The following is a 15,923-nucleotide window of genomic DNA, read 5'->3' as shown; positions in this document are numbered from 1 at the left end:
AATTTTCCCTTGTTAGGGTTCGGTAATGACGCCCGATCAACAGGGCGCGTGGGAGGAAAGACATGACCATCGTTCCGGTAACTTCGGGCGATCTGGACGCAGCCGAAGTGTCGTGGTTCTCGGCACTGTGCTCGGATGATTACCGTTTTCTGGGAACGCCAGAGGGCGATCTGCGCTCCAGTTGGGAGCATTGCAGCGCGATTTTACAATCCGCAGAGGCGCAGGGGTTTCGCAACATTCTGTGTCCGTCCAGCTATCAGGTGGGGCAGGACACGCTCAGCTTTGTCGCGGCAGGGTCGCAAGTTACCGAACGTATCAACATGCTGGCCGCGATTCGCTGTGGCGAAATGCAGCCGATCATGCTGGCGCGCACAGTCGCCACGCTGGACCATATGCTGAAAGGGCGGCTGACGTTGAATGTCATCTCGTCCGATTTCCCCGGTGAAGTGGCCGACAGTGCCTATCGCTACAAACGCAGCCATGAAGTCGTTCAAATCCTGCGTCAGGCGTGGGAACGCGACGAAATCAACCATGATGGCGAGATCTATCAGTTCAAAGGCGTGCCTACCGCACCGGCGAAGCCTTACCAGCAAAACGGCGGTCCATTGTTGTATTTCGGGGGATATTCGCCCCACGCGCTGGAACTGTGCGCGGCGCAATGCGATGTCTACCTGATGTGGCCCGAAACAGAGGACCAGTTGGCGGACCGAATGCGCGCCGTCCATGCCCGCGCACAAGCGCATGGCAGAACGCTGGATTACGGGCTGCGGGTGCATGTCATTGTCCGCGATACCGAAGCGGAAGCGCGCGAGTATGCCGACCATCTGGTCAGCAAGCTGGACGATGAATACGGCCAGCTTATCCGCGAGCGCGCGCATGACAGCGGCAGCCTTGGGGTGTCGCATCAATCGCGTGCGCGCGAATTGGCGGACCAGTTCGGATATACCGAACCTAACCTTTGGACAGGGGTGGGGCGGGCACGGTCCGGCTGTGGCGCGGCACTGGTGGGCAGTGCCGACCAAGTGTTGTCGAAGCTGGAACGCTACCGCAAGATGGGCATTCGTGCCTTCATCTTCTCTGGTTATCCGCATCTGGATGAATGCGCGCAATTCGGGCGGCTGGTTATGCCGCATCTGAACACCTGCTCGCTGCCGCAGGAATATGGCCGCGTGCCAAGCGAAACACCGGCAACGCCTTTGGGCGTGGGGGAGCGTGTGTGATGGAACGGATCAACCTGACCAAAGACCTGAGCCTGTCGCGCCTTGTCTACGGAATGTGGCGCTTGGGCGATGATGCCGACACTGGCCCCGCGCATGTGCAGGCCAAAATAGAGGCCTGTCTGGCCCAAGGTATCACCACCATGGACCAGGCGGATATCTATGGCGGCTACGAGGCCGAGGCGATCTTGGGGGCCGCATTCCGCGCCACCCCCAGCCTGCGCGACCGCGTGGAACTGGTCACGAAATGCGACATCGTGGCACCTGTCGGCAAATATGCCGCTGCCCGTGTGAAGCATTACGACACCAGCCCCGAACATATTCGCGCATCGGTCGAGGCGTCTTTGACCCATATGGCGACAGACCGGATTGACTTGCTACTAATCCACCGGCCCGACCCGTTCATGGATCATCACGCCACGGGAGCGGCGCTGGATGCACTGGTGGCAGAGGGTAAGGTCCGCGCCGTCGGCGTATCGAACTTCCGGCCTTGGGATTGGGATCTGTTGCAATCGGCGATGGCAACGCCGCTTTGCACCAACCAGATAGAGCTAAGCCTGCTAGCCCGCGACGCGTTCACAAATGGCGATCTGGCACATCTGCAACGCTTGGGCGTGGCCCCGATGGCGTGGTCGCCATTGGCGGGCGGGGCATTGTTTGGCGAGGATGCGGCAGCGCAGCGGCTTCGCCCCTTGATGAACGCCTATGCAAAGGCGCATGATGTCGGCACCGATGCCGTCGCAATCGCATGGCTTTTGGCGCACCCGGCGCGGATACTGCCGGTTTTGGGGACCAACTCGCTCAACCGCATCGGACGCATTTCCGATGCTCTGCGCGTGAACCTGTCGCGGGAGGACTGGTTCGAACTATGGACAGCAGCATCCGGGCAGGAGGTCGCCTGACGCTGCGTTCGGATAAATTCATCAACGGGAGGAAAAGATGAAAACAACACTGACAACAACGGCCCTTGGCCTGATCCTTGCGGCAGGTGCCGCGGGCGCGCAGGACTTGCGCTTTATGTGCTATCAGGACGGCAGCGAATGCGCCGTCTGGGAAGAGCAACTTGCCGCGTTCGAGGCGGATAACCCCGGCATTACCGTGACGGTGGACGAGGTGCCCTATGCCTCTATCCTCGAATCGCTTCCGGTGCAGTTGGAAGTGGGCGAAGGCCCCGATCTGGCCCGTGTGACCGATTATGGTGGTCTGGCGCGCTACATGCTGGACGTGCGCCCCTATGTGTCCGATGCCGCCGCGATAGAGGCGCGCTACGGCCAAAGCCTTGCATGGGCGCGCGTTGGCGACAACAACGCCGATGGTATCTACAACATCGTGGACCAGCTGACCGCGACGGGCGGTTTTGCCAACAAAACCCTGTTTGATCAGGCCGGCGTAGAGATGCCCGCGCCCGGTTCGACCTTTGCGGAATGGGCCGAAGCCAGCCGCGCGGTGCGCGATGCAGTGGGTGTCGATTTCGCCATGGCGCTGGATCGCACAGGACACCGTTTTGCAGGTCCTGCCATGTCTTATGGCGCGGCCTATTTCGACGAGAATGGCGACCCCATTCTGGTGGATGACGGCTTCCGCAACTTTGCCGAGCAGTTCGTTGCATGGCACGAAGACGGCACTATGGCGCGCGATGTCTGGGCCGGGGCTGGTGGCGGCACCTATCAAGACGCCGCTGCCGAATTCATCAACGCCAACCTTGTGATGTATTATTCGGGTAGCTGGCAGATCGGCCGCTTCGGGCGAGACATCGGCGATGCGTTTGACTGGGTTGCAACCGGCGGCATCTGCGGGCCCGAAGCCTGCACCGGTATGCCGGGCGGCGCCGGGATTGTCGGTTTCAATCATACCGAGCATCCCGAAGCTGTCGGCAAGGTGATCGAGTTCATGGCGCGCGACGATGTGCAGGCCGCCGTTCTGGCGCAGACCCGCAACATCCCTGCCAATTCTGAATTGCAGGCGCAGGGCATCGACTATCAGGGTGTCAGCGACGATGTAAAAGCGGCGCTGACCGTATTCGCGGCCTCTATTCCGACCTTCTCGGATACGGCCTACCAGCTTCAGGGCTACGCGAATAACCGCGCCATCTTCACCGCGACACCGGCGCGTCTGACCCAGGCGATTGTTGGCGAACTGAGCCTGGACGATGCTTTGACGCGCCTTGACGCCGATATCGCAGAGGCTGTGGCACAGTAATCCGTCAGGGTGTCCTCCCGACGTGACCGGCCCGCTTGCTCGCGCGGGCGGGCCGGTTCCTTGCAAGCAGCGAAAGGGGCGCAAGATGCTGAAAGCGACCGCGACTCAGCTTTATGACGGTGCGTTCAACCTGTTCGAGCGCCCGATGCTGGCCCTGCAACGGCTTTTCGGGCAAAGCCGGATCGCATGGGTATTCCTGCTTCCCAACCTGCTGATTTTCGGCCTGTTCACTTTCCTGCCGATTATCCTGAACTTCGTTTTTGCCACGACAGGCGGCGACCGTATTCTGCTGGACGACCGTCCCTTTGTCGGCGCTGAGCATTTTGCCAGCCTGCTGGATTGCGAAAGCTACTTTGACCCAAATTCCTGCCACCGCGACCTGTTCTGGCGCGCGGTCGGCAATACCGGCTGGTTCGTACTGATGCAGGTCGGGTTCATGATCCTGTTCTCGCTCATCACCGCGCTGATCCTGAACCGCGACATTGTGCTGCGTGGCTTCTTCCGGGCGGTATTCTTCTACCCGGTGCTGTTGTCGCCCGTTGTGGTGGCGCTGATCTGGAAATGGATATTGCAGCGTAACGGCGTATTGAACGCGGGGCTGGAAGGCGCAGGGTTTGGCACGATCAACTGGCTGCTGGAAGCTGACTGGGCCTTTTTCTGGGTCGTGTTCGTCTCGATCTGGTGCAACATGGGGTTCTATGTGCTGATCCTGCTGGCCGGTCTGCAATCCATCCCGACTGATGTCTATGAGGCCGCCGAGATGGACGGCACGCCGCGCTGGCGGTCACTACTGCGCATTACCCTGCCGCTGTTGATGCCGACGATGCTTGTGGTCATGGTGCTGTCGGTTATTCGCGCGGTGCAGGCGTTTGACGAAATCTATGTCCTGACTGGCGGCGGGCCGGGATCGGCCACGACGCTGCTGATCCAGTATATCTACGATGTCGGCTTTGCGACGCGCCCGCGCCTGTACGGGCTGGCGGCCGCGGCGTCGCTTCTGATGGCGGGCGTGTTGTTCGTGCTGACCATGATGCAGCTTGCCGCCACGCGCAAACAATCGGGGGATAACTGATGTTTGGCTGGATATTGGGGCGGCGCGGCCGCCACGGGTTTGACCTGACCGATTGGTTGGCCTTCGGGTTTCTGGGGCTTGGCGTGGTCCTGATGCTGGGGCCGGTGCTGTGGCTGGTGCTGTCAAGCTTCAAGACCGAAGCCGCGCTTCAGGAATATCCGCCCAAGTTCCTGCCGCTTGCCCCGATTGAACGCGTCGTTCCGGGCTATGAGCAGCCGTTGCAGATGTTCACCGTTACAGCCGGCGAACATGCAGGGCGCGAGCTGGCGCAGGTGCGCCGTATCGGGCTGAACGCGCAGATGGTGGACCCGGCCAATCCCGAAGAGCGGCTGAACGTGAATATCGGCGACCGCGAACCCTTGCGCGAATTCGGAGTTGCGACAGAGAATTACACAGGAGTCTTCTCGCGCTTCAACTTCATGCTGTATTTCTGGAATTCGACCTTCATCACGATTGTTGCCACGGTTCTGACGGTTCTGTTCAATTCCATGGCGGCGTTCGCATTGGCGAAATACAAGTTCACCGGGCGCAACGCGGTCTTCGTTCTGATCATCGCGACACTGATGATCCCGCCCACGATCACGCTGGTTCCGCTGTTTCTGGTCATCAGCCAGATGGGTATGGTCAACAGCCATTGGGGCGTGATCTGGCCTGCGATCGCGACACCGACAGGTGTGTTCCTGCTGCGACAATACATGCTGACCATCCCCGATGACCTGTTGGACGCCGCACGCATGGACCATGCCAGCGAATGGCGGGTCTATTGGAAGATCGTGCTGCCGCTATCGGCGCCCGCGCTGGCGGTTCTGGTGATCTTCTCGGTCATGTGGCGCTGGAACGAATTCCTGTGGCCGTTGATCGTGCTGAACCGTTCTGAAGTGTTCACGCTGCAACTGGCGCTGAATTCGTTTCAGGGCGAATTGCAGACAAGTTGGTCGAACCTTTTGGCGATGACCGTGCTGACGCTGCTGCCGATTACCATCGTGTTCGCGTTTTTGCAGAAATACATCACGCAGGGCATTGCCCAATCTGGCGTTAAATGAGCGCCTGCGGCGCAAGGCTATGGTTTGGGGGGCTTTGCCCCCGTCGCGCTGCCGCGCGACTCCCCCAGGATATTTGGGGCAAGAATGAAGGGGAGGAGGGGTTATGGCCGGAGTGACGTTAAACGGCATCGTCAAGGAATACGGCGCGGTGCGGGTGATCCACGGGGTTGATCTGGAAATAGCGGATGGCGAGTTTTGCGTATTCGTCGGCCCGTCGGGGTGCGGAAAATCCACGTTGCTGCGGATGATTGCGGGGCTCGAAGAGATTACCGATGGCGACCTGATGATTGGCGGCGACCGCGTCAATGACCAGCGCGCGAGCGAGCGGGGGCTGGCGATGGTGTTCCAGACTTACGCGCTCTATCCGCATATGAGCGTGCGGGCCAATCTGGCCTTCGGTTTGGAAAACATCCGCATGGCGCGGGCCGAGATCGACAGCCGCGTGGCCGAAGCCGCGCGGATGTTGCAGCTGGAGCCTTATCTGGATCGCAAGCCCAAGGCGCTGTCGGGCGGGCAGAGGCAGCGCGTGGCGATTGGGCGTGCGGTGGTGCGCGAGCCGAAGGTGTTCTTGTTTGACGAACCCTTGTCGAACCTTGACGCTGAATTGCGCGTGACCATGCGCGGCGAAATCGCGGCACTGCACCGGCGCATTGGCAACACGATGATCTATGTGACGCATGACCAGGTCGAGGCGATGACGATGGCCGACCGGATCGTGGTGCTGCGCGACGGGCGGATAGAGCAGCAAGGCGCACCGATCGACTTGTACAACCGCCCCGTCAACAAGTTCGTGGCGGGGTTTATCGGGTCGCCCCGGATGAATTTCATCGCCTGCGAAGTGGTTGAGGCGGATGGGTCGGGTGTGCAGTTGCGCGATCCGTCCGGACGCGCCCTGCTGGCCCATGTGGACGGGCGGGGACTGAACCCCGGCAACAAGGTGGAGCTGGGCGTCCGGCCCGAACACCTGCACCCGGTGGGCGCCGACGAGAACGGGATTACGGCCACCGTCGAGAATATCGAGCAGTTGGGTGGCGAGAGCTACCTATACTGCCATGGCCCTGATGGCGTGGATGTTACGGTGCATATGACGGGCCAGACCGCGCTGGGGCGTGGTGCTCAAGTGGTTCTGGGTGTGACCCCGGACCTGTGCCATATTTTTCGGCCCGATGGCATCGCGCAGCCGCGCCTGCGACTGGGCGAGGCAGTGGGCTGAGCGCCATGGAAGACACGCCCAGCGGGGCTTTGCCGCGCTACCAGCAGATCAGCGAGCTGCTGATCCGCGATATCGCTGCGGGACGGTTGATGGATGGCGCACGGCTTGCGCCGGAGCGTGAGATGGCTGCCGATCTCGGTGTGGCAGTGGGCACGTTGCGCAAGGCATTGCAGGATCTGGCAGAAAAGGGCTTGCTGGAGCGGGTACAGGGCTCGGGCAACTACATTCGGGCGCTGAACGATGTTGAAAGCATTTATGCACTGTTCCGGCTGGAACTGGTTTCGGGTGGGGGGTTGCCCTCGGCGCAGGTTCTGGACGTGGCGCGTCGGCCCAAGCCCGCGCATCTGCCCGATTTCGGCGCCGCGCCCGATGCCCACCGAATTCGCCGCTTGCGGCTTTTGTCGGGCCAGCCCGCCGCAGTCGAGGAGATCTGGCTCGACGCTTCATACGCGCAGGATTTGCGTGCAGAGGATTTGTCGCAATCGCTTTATCTGCATTACCGCACGCGGCTTGGACTGTGGATAGCGCGGGCCGAAGACCGGATCGGCACAGGGTGTGTGCCCGATTTCGCGCCCACGCGTTTCAGGCTGCGCCCCGGTGCTGTAGCAGGCCATATTCTGCGTCTGAGTTGGAGTCAGGACAACCGGCGCGCAGAAGTGTCAGAGACGTGGTTTGACCCGAATGTGGCGCGCTATGTTTCGCGCTTGAAATAAGGAAACGGAAATGAGCAAGGCAATTTGTTACGGCATGATCGGCTGTGGCATGATGGGGCAGGAACATCTGCGCAACGTCGCATTGATCGAAGGGGCGCATGTGGGCGCAATTTTCGAGCCCGATGCGGAAATGCGGGCACAGGCCGCGCAGATTGCGCCCGATGCGCGCTTTGTCGCGAGCGTGGACGATGTTTTGACGTCCGAAGATGTGGATGCGCTTGTCATCACAAGCCCCAATCATCTGCACCTGCCGCAGCTTGAGCAGATTGCCCAAAGCCGCCCGCGCCCGGTGCTGGTCGAAAAGCCGCTATTCACCGACGTGGCAGATCTGGACCGGGTGCGCGCTTTGAATTTGAATGCGCCGGTCTGGGTCGCGATGGAATACCGTTACATGCCCCCCGTCGCTGCGCTGATTGCTGCTGCGGCGGATGCAACGGGCGGTATCAGGATGCTGACTATCCGCGAACATCGGTTCCCGTTTTTGCCAAAGGTCGGTGACTGGAACCGTTTCAACGCGCAAACCGGCGGCACGCTCGTTGAAAAATGCTGCCATTTCTTTGACCTGATGCGCCATGTGCTGCGAGACGATCCGGTGCGGATCATGGCGTCGGGCGGGCAGGACGTGAACCATCTGGACGAGCGCTACGACGGTCAGACCCCCGACATTTGGGACAATGCCTATGTGATCGTGGATTTCAAAGGCGGTGCGCGGGCCATGTTGGAATTGTGCATGTTTGCCGAGGGCGCGCGCTACCAAGAGGAGATTGCGGCGGTCGGTCCCAAGGGCAAGATCGAATGTCTTGTGCCTGGACCGGGCCGGTTCTGGCCCGCGCATCTGGGCGCGCCGCCGGTGCCACAGCTGGTCGAAAGCCCGCGTGCGCCCAAAGGTCCGCGCGCCATAGATATCCCTGTCGATCCCGCGCTTCTCGCTGCGGGCGATCACAACGGGTCAACCTACTACCAGCATGCGCGCTTTTCGGATGTGGTGCGCGGACAGGGCGCTGTCGAGGTGACGTTGCAAGATGGGATTTGGGCAGTTCTGATGGGCATGGCGGCGCAAGAATCAGCCCGCACGGGGCGGGCAATGGCGGTCGATGAAAGCGGCTTTGTGCCAGTCTGATGTCTTTGGGCTGGATTGGCCTTGGGTTTCGCGGTAGTGTAACAACCAGACCCGGATAAACGGGCATCGCAGGCAACCCGAGCAGGACAGCCTAATGACAGAAATGGTCTACGGTGCCACGCCTTTGCGCGTGGAAGATCCGATTCTGCCGCGCTGGTGGCGCACGATCGACAAGATGACACTGACATCGGTGCTTTTGCTGATGGCCGTGGGAATTTTGCTGGGCCTTGCGGCCTCTCCGCCGTTGGCGCAGCGCAACGGGCTGGAGCCGTTTTACTATGTTGAACGGCAGGTCATGTTCGGGGGCCTTGGTGTTGTCGCCATGCTGCTGATTTCCATGGCATCACCTGAAAGGGTGCGCCGGTTCGCGACGCTTGGCTTTTTGCTGACCTTGGTGGGGCTGATCCTGTTGCCTTTTCTTGGCACCGATTTCGGCAAAGGAGCCGTGCGCTGGTATAGCTTTGGAATAGGCTCCATCCAGCCATCGGAATTTCTGAAACCCATGTTGGCGGTTTTCGCCGCTTGGCTGATGGCAGCAAGTTCCGATGTCGGCGGGCCGCCGGGGCGGGCGCTGTCTTTCGGTGTCACGCTTCTGGTGGTGGGGCTACTGGTCATTCAACCCGATTTCGGGCAAGCCGCGCTGGTTGGCGCAGGTTGGATGGTGGTATATTTCATCGCCGGAGCGCCTATTGTCCTGCTCACGGGCCTTGCCGCGCTGGCGGTTGCCGGCGGCTATGTCGCCTATCAGAATTCCGAGCATTTCGCGCGCCGCATCGACGGTTTCCTGAGTGCAGAGGTCGATCCGCGCACCCAGATGGGTTATGCACAAAATGCCATCTCGGAAGGCGGGTTTTTCGGCACGGGTCTGGGCGAGGGGCGGGTCAAGTGGTCCCTGCCTGACGCTCATACCGATTTCATCATCGCGGTTGCCGCCGAAGAATACGGGTTGATCCTAGTGGTATTCATTATCGGGTTGTACGCCACGATCTTTCTGCGCTCTGTCTTTCGATTGATGCGCGAGCGTGACACGTTTATCCGTCTGGCGGGTATTGGCATTGTCGTCGTGTTCAGCTTGCAGGCCATGATCAACATGGGGGTCGCGGTCCGGCTGTTGCCTGCCAAAGGCATGACTTTGCCACTGGTCAGCTATGGCGGATCGTCGTTGCTTGCGACAGGGATTGCAATCGGTATGCTTCTGGCACTCACGCGTCATCGCCCGCAGGGCGAGATGGGCGACATCCTCGCGCGGCGCGGATAGGGCAGGGAGCATTTATGGCCAAGTCACCGCTCATACTGATCGCCGCAGGCGGAACCGGCGGGCACATGTTTCCCGCGCAGGCGCTTGCGGAATCGCTGCTGGCGCGCGGCTGGCGGGTCAAACTGTCGACCGATGCACGCGGGGCACGCTACGCAGGCGGCTTTCCCGAGGCCGTGCGTGTGGACACCGTCAGCGCGGCGACCTTTGCGCGCGGTGGCATGGCGGAAAAACTGAAAGTGCCTTTCAAGCTGGCCTTGGGCGTCCTGGGCGCGGCGTTCGGCATGGTTCTGGACCGCCCGAAAGCCGTGGTCGGCTTCGGCGGCTACCCGTCCATCCCGGCGCTGGGTGCGGCGTGGCTGTTGCGCGTGCCACGCATCATCCACGAACAGAATGGCGTGCTGGGCCGCGTGAACCAGATTTTTGCACGCCGTGTGAACAAGCTGGCTTGCGGCACTTGGCCAACGCAAGGGGCGGATGGCCTGAATGCGGAATTTACCGGCAACCCGGTGCGCGCATCGGTGCTGGAACGCGCGGGCGCCGGTTACATTGCGCCGGGCGATTACCCGATGGACCTTCTGGTCATCGGCGGTAGCCAAGGCGCGCGCATTCTGTCCGACGTTGTGCCAGAGGCGATCAGCGCTTTGCCTGACGCGCTCAAGCGCAATCTGACCGTGGCCCATCAGGCGCGCGAAGAAGACATGGAGCGCGTGGTCGGCGCTTATGAAGCAGGCGGCGTGAAGGCCGAGATTGCCCCGTTTTTCGCTGACATCCCGCGCCGGTTGTCGGAATGCCAATTGGTCATCAGCCGTGCGGGCGCGTCCTCTGTGGCCGATATTTCGGTCATTGGCCGCCCGTCGGTGCTGGTGCCCTATGCTGCGGCTGCGGCGAACCACCAGGCCGCCAATGCGCGGATGCTGGGCGGTGTGGATGCGGCTGTGGTCTTTCCCGAAAGCCAGTTTACCGCGCCAGCACTGGCAGACAGCCTTCATTCCATTCTCAGCAACCCCAATGCCGCCGCGCAGATGGCCCAAAGCGCGCTGGGCGCAGGCCGCGCGGATGCCACCGAACGTCTGACCGAGCTGGTCGAGGCGCTGGCCCGAAAGGACGCCCCATGAGCCCTGCAACCAAATTGCCCACAGATATTGGCCCGATCCATTTCATTGGTATTGGCGGCATTGGCATGTCGGGGATCGCCGAAGTTCTGATGACCCATGGCTACCGCGTTCAGGGGTCTGACCTGAAAGAATCGCCCATCATCGCAAGACTGGAAAGCCTTGGGGCAGAGGTGTTCATCGGGCAACGCGCGGAAAATATCGGTGCGGCGGCGGTGATCGTGGTGTCGACCGCGATCAAACCCGACAACCCCGAATTGCAAGAGGCGCGCCGCGCCGGTCTTCCGGTCGTGCGGCGGGCAGAGATGCTGGCAGAGTTGATGCGCCTGCGCTCGAATATTGCCGTTGCGGGGACACATGGCAAGACCACGACCACCACCATGGTCGCGGCCCTTCTGGACGAGGGCGGGCTGGACCCCACTGTCATCAATGGCGGCGTTATTCACGCCTACGGGTCCAACGCGCGCGCGGGTGAAGGCGAATGGATGGTGGTCGAAGCGGACGAATCCGATGGCAGCTTCAACCGGTTGCCTGCGACCATTGCCATTGTGACCAACATAGACCCCGAACATATGGAACATTGGGGCAGTTTCGATGCGCTGCGTCAGGGCTTTTATGATTTTGTCAGCGGGATTCCGTTTTACGGGCTGGCCATTTGCTGCACCGACCATGCCGAAGTGCAATCGCTGGTCGCGAAACTGACCGACCGCCGCGTCGTGACCTTCGGGTTCAACGCGCAAGCCGATATTCGCGCGATCAATCTGCGCTATGATGCAGGCGTGGCGCAGTTCGATATTGCGTTGCAAGACGAGGATCGCGTGATCGACGGGTGCAGCCTGCCGATGCCGGGCGATCACAACGTGTCGAACGCGCTCTCCGCCGTGGCTGCCGCACGCCATCTGGGTATGAACGCGGCAGAGATCCGCTCGGCCCTTGCCAAGTTTGGTGGCGTCAACCGCCGCTTTACCCGTGTCGGTGTGGTCGATGGTGTCACAATAATCGACGATTACGGTCACCATCCGGTGGAAATTGCCGCCGTGCTGCGCGCCGCGCGTCAGGCTTTGGGCGGCACAGGGCGGGTAATCGCCGTGCATCAACCGCACCGCTACACGCGCCTGTCGAACCTGTTCGAGGATTTCTGCACCTGTTTCAACGAGGCCGATGTCGTGGGCATTGCCCCGGTCTATGCGGCGGGTGAAGACCCGATTCCGGGTGCGAGCCGCGATAACCTGTTGACGGGCCTTGCCGCGCATGGCCACCGCAACGCGCAAGCAGTGGATACCGAGGAAGCCTTGGAAGCGCTGGTGCGCGCCCATGCCAAACCGGGCGACATGGTCGTCTGCCTTGGCGCAGGCACGATTTCCGGCTGGGCGCATGGTCTGGTGCCGCGGCTGAAAGCTGCGGCCTGACGCCGTCGGTTTCGGAATCGCGCCAAAGCGGGTGATCAGAGCAGTGCGGCTCGTGAGCAAAACGCCGCTTCCGTCACATCCAGTCGAAGAACCCGGCAGGCGCACGTCCGCGCAGCTCTGCCGCCAGTTCGCGGCCCAAGGCGGCCCCGTCAGCCAGCAGAGCGCGCCCTTCGGTTGACAGCTTTTGCGAGCCATCGGGCCGCAGGATTTCGCCGCGCAGCCAGATGTCATCACCCTCGATCAATGCCAGCCCTGCAATGGGTGTCTCGCACGACCCATCCAGTCCCGCCAGAAACGCGCGTTCGGCATCCAGCCGTTGCCCTGTCGGCGTGTCATGCAAGGGCACAAGCAACTCCGCGGTGGCGGTATCGGTCAAGCGCCATTCTATCCCGATCGCGCCTTGGGCAATCGCAGGCAGCATGTCCTCGGGTTCGATCCCGCCATTGGCCAGATCGCTCATCCCCAGCCGCCGCAGCCCCGCCATGGCTAGAAATGTGCAATCGGCCACGCCGTCATGCAGCTTTTTCAGCCGAGTCTGCACATTGCCGCGAAATTCCACGACCTTCAGGTCGGGCCGCTTGTTCAGAAGTTGCGCGCGGCGCCGCAGGGATGACGAGCCGACGACTGCTCCGGCAGGAAGATCGGCAATGCCGGCTGCATTTGGCGAAATGAAGGCGTCGCGCGTATCCTCGCGCGGCAGGGAGCATCCCAGTGTCAGCCCGTCGGGCTGTTCTGTCGGCATATCCTTCATCGAATGCACGGCAATGTCGATGCGCCCTGCGACCATCGCCTCTTCGATTTCCTTGGTGAACAGACCCTTGTTCCCGATTTCCTTGAGCGGGCGGTCCGCGTCGATCAGCGTGCGATCATCGCCCGTGGTCTTGATGACCATGATCTCGAACGCCGCCTCGGGCAGATCATGCGCCGCCATCAGGCGCTGCCGCGTTTCATGCGCCTGCGCGAGCGCCAGCGGAGAGCCGCGCGTGCCAATTTTCAGGGGTCGGTCGGGGGTCGGGTATGTCTGTGTCATGCCGTTTGAATAGCGCCGCATATGCGCTCTGACAAGCGCAGACTGTCCAGCAGACTTGACAACTCGAGCGTGACTTGTGACGAGGATACCGACCAAGGAGAAAAACCATATGACCAAGACCATCCTGCGCGCCCTTGCCGGTGAAACCCTGCCCACACCGCCCATCTGGATGATGCGCCAGGCCGGTCGCTACCTGCCCGAATACCGCGCCACCCGCGCGAAAGCGGGCGATTTCCTGTCGCTATGCTACAATCCCGAACTGGCGGCAGAGGTCACATTGCAACCGATCCGCCGCTACGGGTTCGATGGCGCGATCCTGTTCGCCGACATTCTGCTGGTGCCGCAGGCGCTTGGGGCCGATCTGTGGTTTGTCACCGGCGAGGGGCCACGCCTGTCCACAATCACCGATCAGGCCGGGGTCGATGCGCTGAAACCGACCGATGCAATCCATGACACGCTGAACCCGATCTATGAAACCGTGCGCATCCTGTCACGCGAACTGCCAGCAGAGACAACGCTCATCGGTTTTGCCGGTGCGCCGTGGACGGTGGCCACCTATATGATTGCCGGGCGCGGCACCAAGGACCAAGGCCCGGCCCATGCTCTGCGCGAGGGCGCGCCAGAGGTGTTTGATGCGCTGATCGACCGGATCACCGAAGCCACCATCGAATACCTGTCCATGCAGATCGACGCGGGCGCGGAAGTGGTCAAGATTTTCGACAGTTGGGCAGGCTCGCTCAAGGGCGATGCGTTCCTGAAATACGCGCTCACGCCCACCAAGCGGATCATCGACGCTTTGAAAGCGCGCCACCCCGGCATCCCCGTTATTGCCTTCCCGCGCGAGGGCGGCGAAAATTATATCGGCTTTCACAAGGCGAGCGGTGCCGATTGCGTCGCGCTCGACGATTCCGTTACGCCCGAATGGGCCGCCGCGAATGTGCAATGCGACGGCTGCGTGCAGGGCAACCTCGCATCGCGCCATATGGTGACCGGCGGACAGGACCTGATCGACGAGACGCGGAAAGTTGTCGCGGGTTTGCGCAACGGGCCCCATATTTTCAACCTTGGCCACGGGATCACCCCCGATGCCGACCCTGAAAATGTCGCGCTGATGATTGAAACGGTCCGCAGCTTTAAGTCCTGAGATGCAAACGGGCGGCCACAAAGGCCGCCCGCTGCATTTCTAGTCCAGATGCGATCACTCGGGCAGAATGACCGAGTCGATCACGTGGATCACACCGTTTGATGCTTCAATATCCGCGATGATGACATTGGCACCGTCGACAGTAACGCCTTCGCCCACGCCAATGCTGACAGTCTGTCCATTGACGGTTGCGGGCATCATGCCATCGCTCAGGTCACCGGACATGACGGCGCCTGGCACGACGTGATAGGTCAGAATGCCGGTCAGCGTCGGGATGTCGTTGAGCAGCGCTTCCACAGTACCTTCGGGCAGGGCCGCGAAGGCATCATCAGTGGGCGCGAATACGGTAAACGGTCCTTCGCCCGATAGTGTCTCGACCAGACCGGCTGCGGTGACGGCAGCGACCAGTGTTTCAAAGCGGTCGTCGCCTGCTGCGATGTCGACAATGGTGCCGGTATCCCCATTCGCGAAAGACGGGGTGGCCAGTGCGAGTGCGACGGCAGCGCCGCCAAGAGTGCTCTTGAACATAATGTAACCTCCGTTGGTCATTTCCGTAATGACGTTGAGACTACGCAGCATGCACCAAGCCGGATGTTCAAAAAACTCGACTGGAGTGGCTTGACGAAAATCGCCGCGCAACTAAGCCTGCGCGGCGATCTGTTTCAAATCAAGTGAACGTGTCTCTGTGTGATTGATCTGCGATCAATTCGCAGCATCCGCAACTATTTGCTGCAACAGGTAGTTCACCGGTTGCATGCTGCGGTCGCTGTATTCACGATACCCGATTGTCACGGAAGCACCCTCTTCGGCAGGCTCAAAGACATAAATCCCATATGGACAATACTGGATGTTCATCAAATCGGCTTCCATCACCTGCCGTGACACATCGGCCGAACAGAACGACATTACCTGCGCACCGGCGAACAAATCCTTCGTGCCGCCGACATCTTCCTTGGTGCGGGCGAGCATTGCGCCGATATGATTCACCGAATCGATCACCAAACCCTGGCCCGTGATTGCCAGTTCCACGGCAAAGACGACATCGTCAAACGATCCTTCGGCCTCTACCGTGAAAAACCCGTCCGCATGGGCCGGACTTGCAAGGACCAGCGCCGCTGTCAGTGTCATGGCTTTGTAGAACATGGAATTCCCTTTCGATTATGCGTGGCTGTGAATGAGCTTACTCGACAGATCCTTTGGTGCCGTGATCTGGATCAAGCCCGATGCCTCGATAGGCATTTACAACTTTTTCCGCCCTACATGTCATTTTCCTGTTGCGTGTATTGTTTGGATTGCCTAGATAGCGCTTCACCGGCGGCGGGGACGTTGCTGGTTGGCTGGGACGGTTCGAGATTGGGCTGTTTTGGTTATCATGGTGGGAGATGAGGTTGCA

At 61.0% G+C, this 15,923-nt stretch carries 16 protein-coding genes; 12 read left to right on the top strand and 4 right to left on the bottom strand.

Features of this window, described 5'->3' with window-relative positions:
• The first annotated feature begins 62 nt into the window (after positions 1–62).
• The 11 genes from ROE7235_RS13285 to murC all read left to right on the top strand — a co-directional run bounded on the left by ROE7235_RS13285 (position 63) and on the right by murC (position 12,356).
• Positions 63–1,220, top strand: coding sequence for an LLM class flavin-dependent oxidoreductase (locus ROE7235_RS13285; RefSeq protein WP_121095999.1), 1,158 nt, complete (start codon positions 63–65; stop codon positions 1,218–1,220).
• Positions 1,220–2,119, top strand: coding sequence for an aldo/keto reductase (locus tag ROE7235_RS13280; protein WP_121095998.1), 900 nt, complete (start codon positions 1,220–1,222; stop codon positions 2,117–2,119). The genes ROE7235_RS13285 and ROE7235_RS13280 overlap by 1 nt, the downstream gene beginning before the upstream one ends.
• A 37-nt stretch (positions 2,120–2,156) precedes the next feature.
• Entirely contained in the window at positions 2,157–3,416 is a 1,260-nt protein-coding gene (locus ROE7235_RS13275) for an ABC transporter substrate-binding protein (protein WP_121095997.1), read from the top strand.
• Between the two features lie 85 nt (positions 3,417–3,501).
• Complete coding sequence (locus ROE7235_RS13270; RefSeq protein ID WP_121095996.1) at positions 3,502–4,488, top strand: carbohydrate ABC transporter permease; 987 nt, start codon at positions 3,502–3,504, stop codon at positions 4,486–4,488.
• Entirely contained in the window at positions 4,488–5,531 is a 1,044-nt protein-coding gene (locus tag ROE7235_RS13265; RefSeq protein ID WP_121095995.1) for a carbohydrate ABC transporter permease, read from the top strand. The genes ROE7235_RS13270 and ROE7235_RS13265 overlap by 1 nt, the downstream gene beginning before the upstream one ends.
• A 103-nt stretch (positions 5,532–5,634) precedes the next feature.
• Complete coding sequence (locus tag ROE7235_RS13260) at positions 5,635–6,744, top strand: ABC transporter ATP-binding protein (protein ID WP_121095994.1); 1,110 nt, start codon at positions 5,635–5,637, stop codon at positions 6,742–6,744.
• Between the two features lie 5 nt (positions 6,745–6,749).
• The gene (locus tag ROE7235_RS13255) at positions 6,750–7,457 is read left to right on the top strand and encodes a GntR family transcriptional regulator (protein ID WP_121095993.1); all 708 of its coding nucleotides are present in this window, start codon (positions 6,750–6,752) and stop codon (positions 7,455–7,457) included.
• 10 nt (positions 7,458–7,467) lie between these two features.
• The gene (locus ROE7235_RS13250) at positions 7,468–8,577 is read left to right on the top strand and encodes a Gfo/Idh/MocA family protein (protein ID WP_121095992.1); all 1,110 of its coding nucleotides are present in this window, start codon (positions 7,468–7,470) and stop codon (positions 8,575–8,577) included.
• 94 nt (positions 8,578–8,671) lie between these two features.
• A complete protein-coding gene (locus ROE7235_RS13245; RefSeq protein ID WP_121095991.1) occupies positions 8,672–9,835 on the top strand; it encodes a peptidoglycan glycosyltransferase FtsW in 1,164 nt (387 codons plus the stop codon).
• A gap of 14 nt (positions 9,836–9,849) precedes the next feature.
• Complete coding sequence (locus ROE7235_RS13240; RefSeq protein WP_121095990.1) at positions 9,850–10,950, top strand: UDP-N-acetylglucosamine--N-acetylmuramyl-(pentapeptide) pyrophosphoryl-undecaprenol N-acetylglucosamine transferase; 1,101 nt, start codon at positions 9,850–9,852, stop codon at positions 10,948–10,950.
• Positions 10,947–12,356 carry a UDP-N-acetylmuramate--L-alanine ligase gene (murC, locus tag ROE7235_RS13235; protein ID WP_121095989.1) on the top strand — a complete coding sequence of 470 codons (1,410 nt, stop codon included), beginning with the start codon at positions 10,947–10,949 and terminating at the stop codon, positions 12,354–12,356. Before ROE7235_RS13240 ends, murC begins: the two co-directional genes overlap by 4 nt.
• A gap of 73 nt (positions 12,357–12,429) precedes the next feature.
• Here murC and hemC read toward each other — a convergent pair whose 3' ends face one another.
• A complete protein-coding gene (gene hemC / locus ROE7235_RS13230) occupies positions 12,430–13,386 on the bottom strand; it encodes a hydroxymethylbilane synthase (RefSeq protein ID WP_121096021.1) in 957 nt (318 codons plus the stop codon).
• Between the two features lie 109 nt (positions 13,387–13,495).
• On the opposite strand from hemC, the gene hemE reads away from it, so the two are divergent.
• Entirely contained in the window at positions 13,496–14,530 is a 1,035-nt protein-coding gene (gene hemE, locus ROE7235_RS13225; protein WP_121095988.1) for a uroporphyrinogen decarboxylase, read from the top strand.
• A gap of 54 nt (positions 14,531–14,584) precedes the next feature.
• Here the strand turns inward: hemE and ROE7235_RS13220 are convergent, their stop codons facing one another.
• The 3 genes from ROE7235_RS13220 to ROE7235_RS20400 form a co-directional block, all read right to left on the bottom strand.
• A complete protein-coding gene (locus ROE7235_RS13220; protein ID WP_121096020.1) occupies positions 14,585–15,058 on the bottom strand; it encodes a fasciclin domain-containing protein in 474 nt (157 codons plus the stop codon).
• Between the two features lie 174 nt (positions 15,059–15,232).
• Entirely contained in the window at positions 15,233–15,673 is a 441-nt protein-coding gene (locus ROE7235_RS13215; RefSeq protein ID WP_121095987.1) for a DUF302 domain-containing protein, read from the bottom strand.
• 37 nt (positions 15,674–15,710) lie between these two features.
• Positions 15,711–15,923: hypothetical protein (locus tag ROE7235_RS20400; protein WP_220669570.1), on the bottom strand; the 213-nt coding region annotated here is incomplete at its 5' end.

This window comes from Roseinatronobacter ekhonensis, from assembly GCF_900499075.1.
In the GTDB taxonomy this organism is placed as follows: Bacteria; Pseudomonadota; Alphaproteobacteria; order Rhodobacterales; family Rhodobacteraceae; genus Roseinatronobacter; species Roseinatronobacter ekhonensis.
The sequence above is the reverse complement of the archived record's forward strand: the minus strand, read 5'-3'. Positions and strand labels throughout refer to the sequence as shown.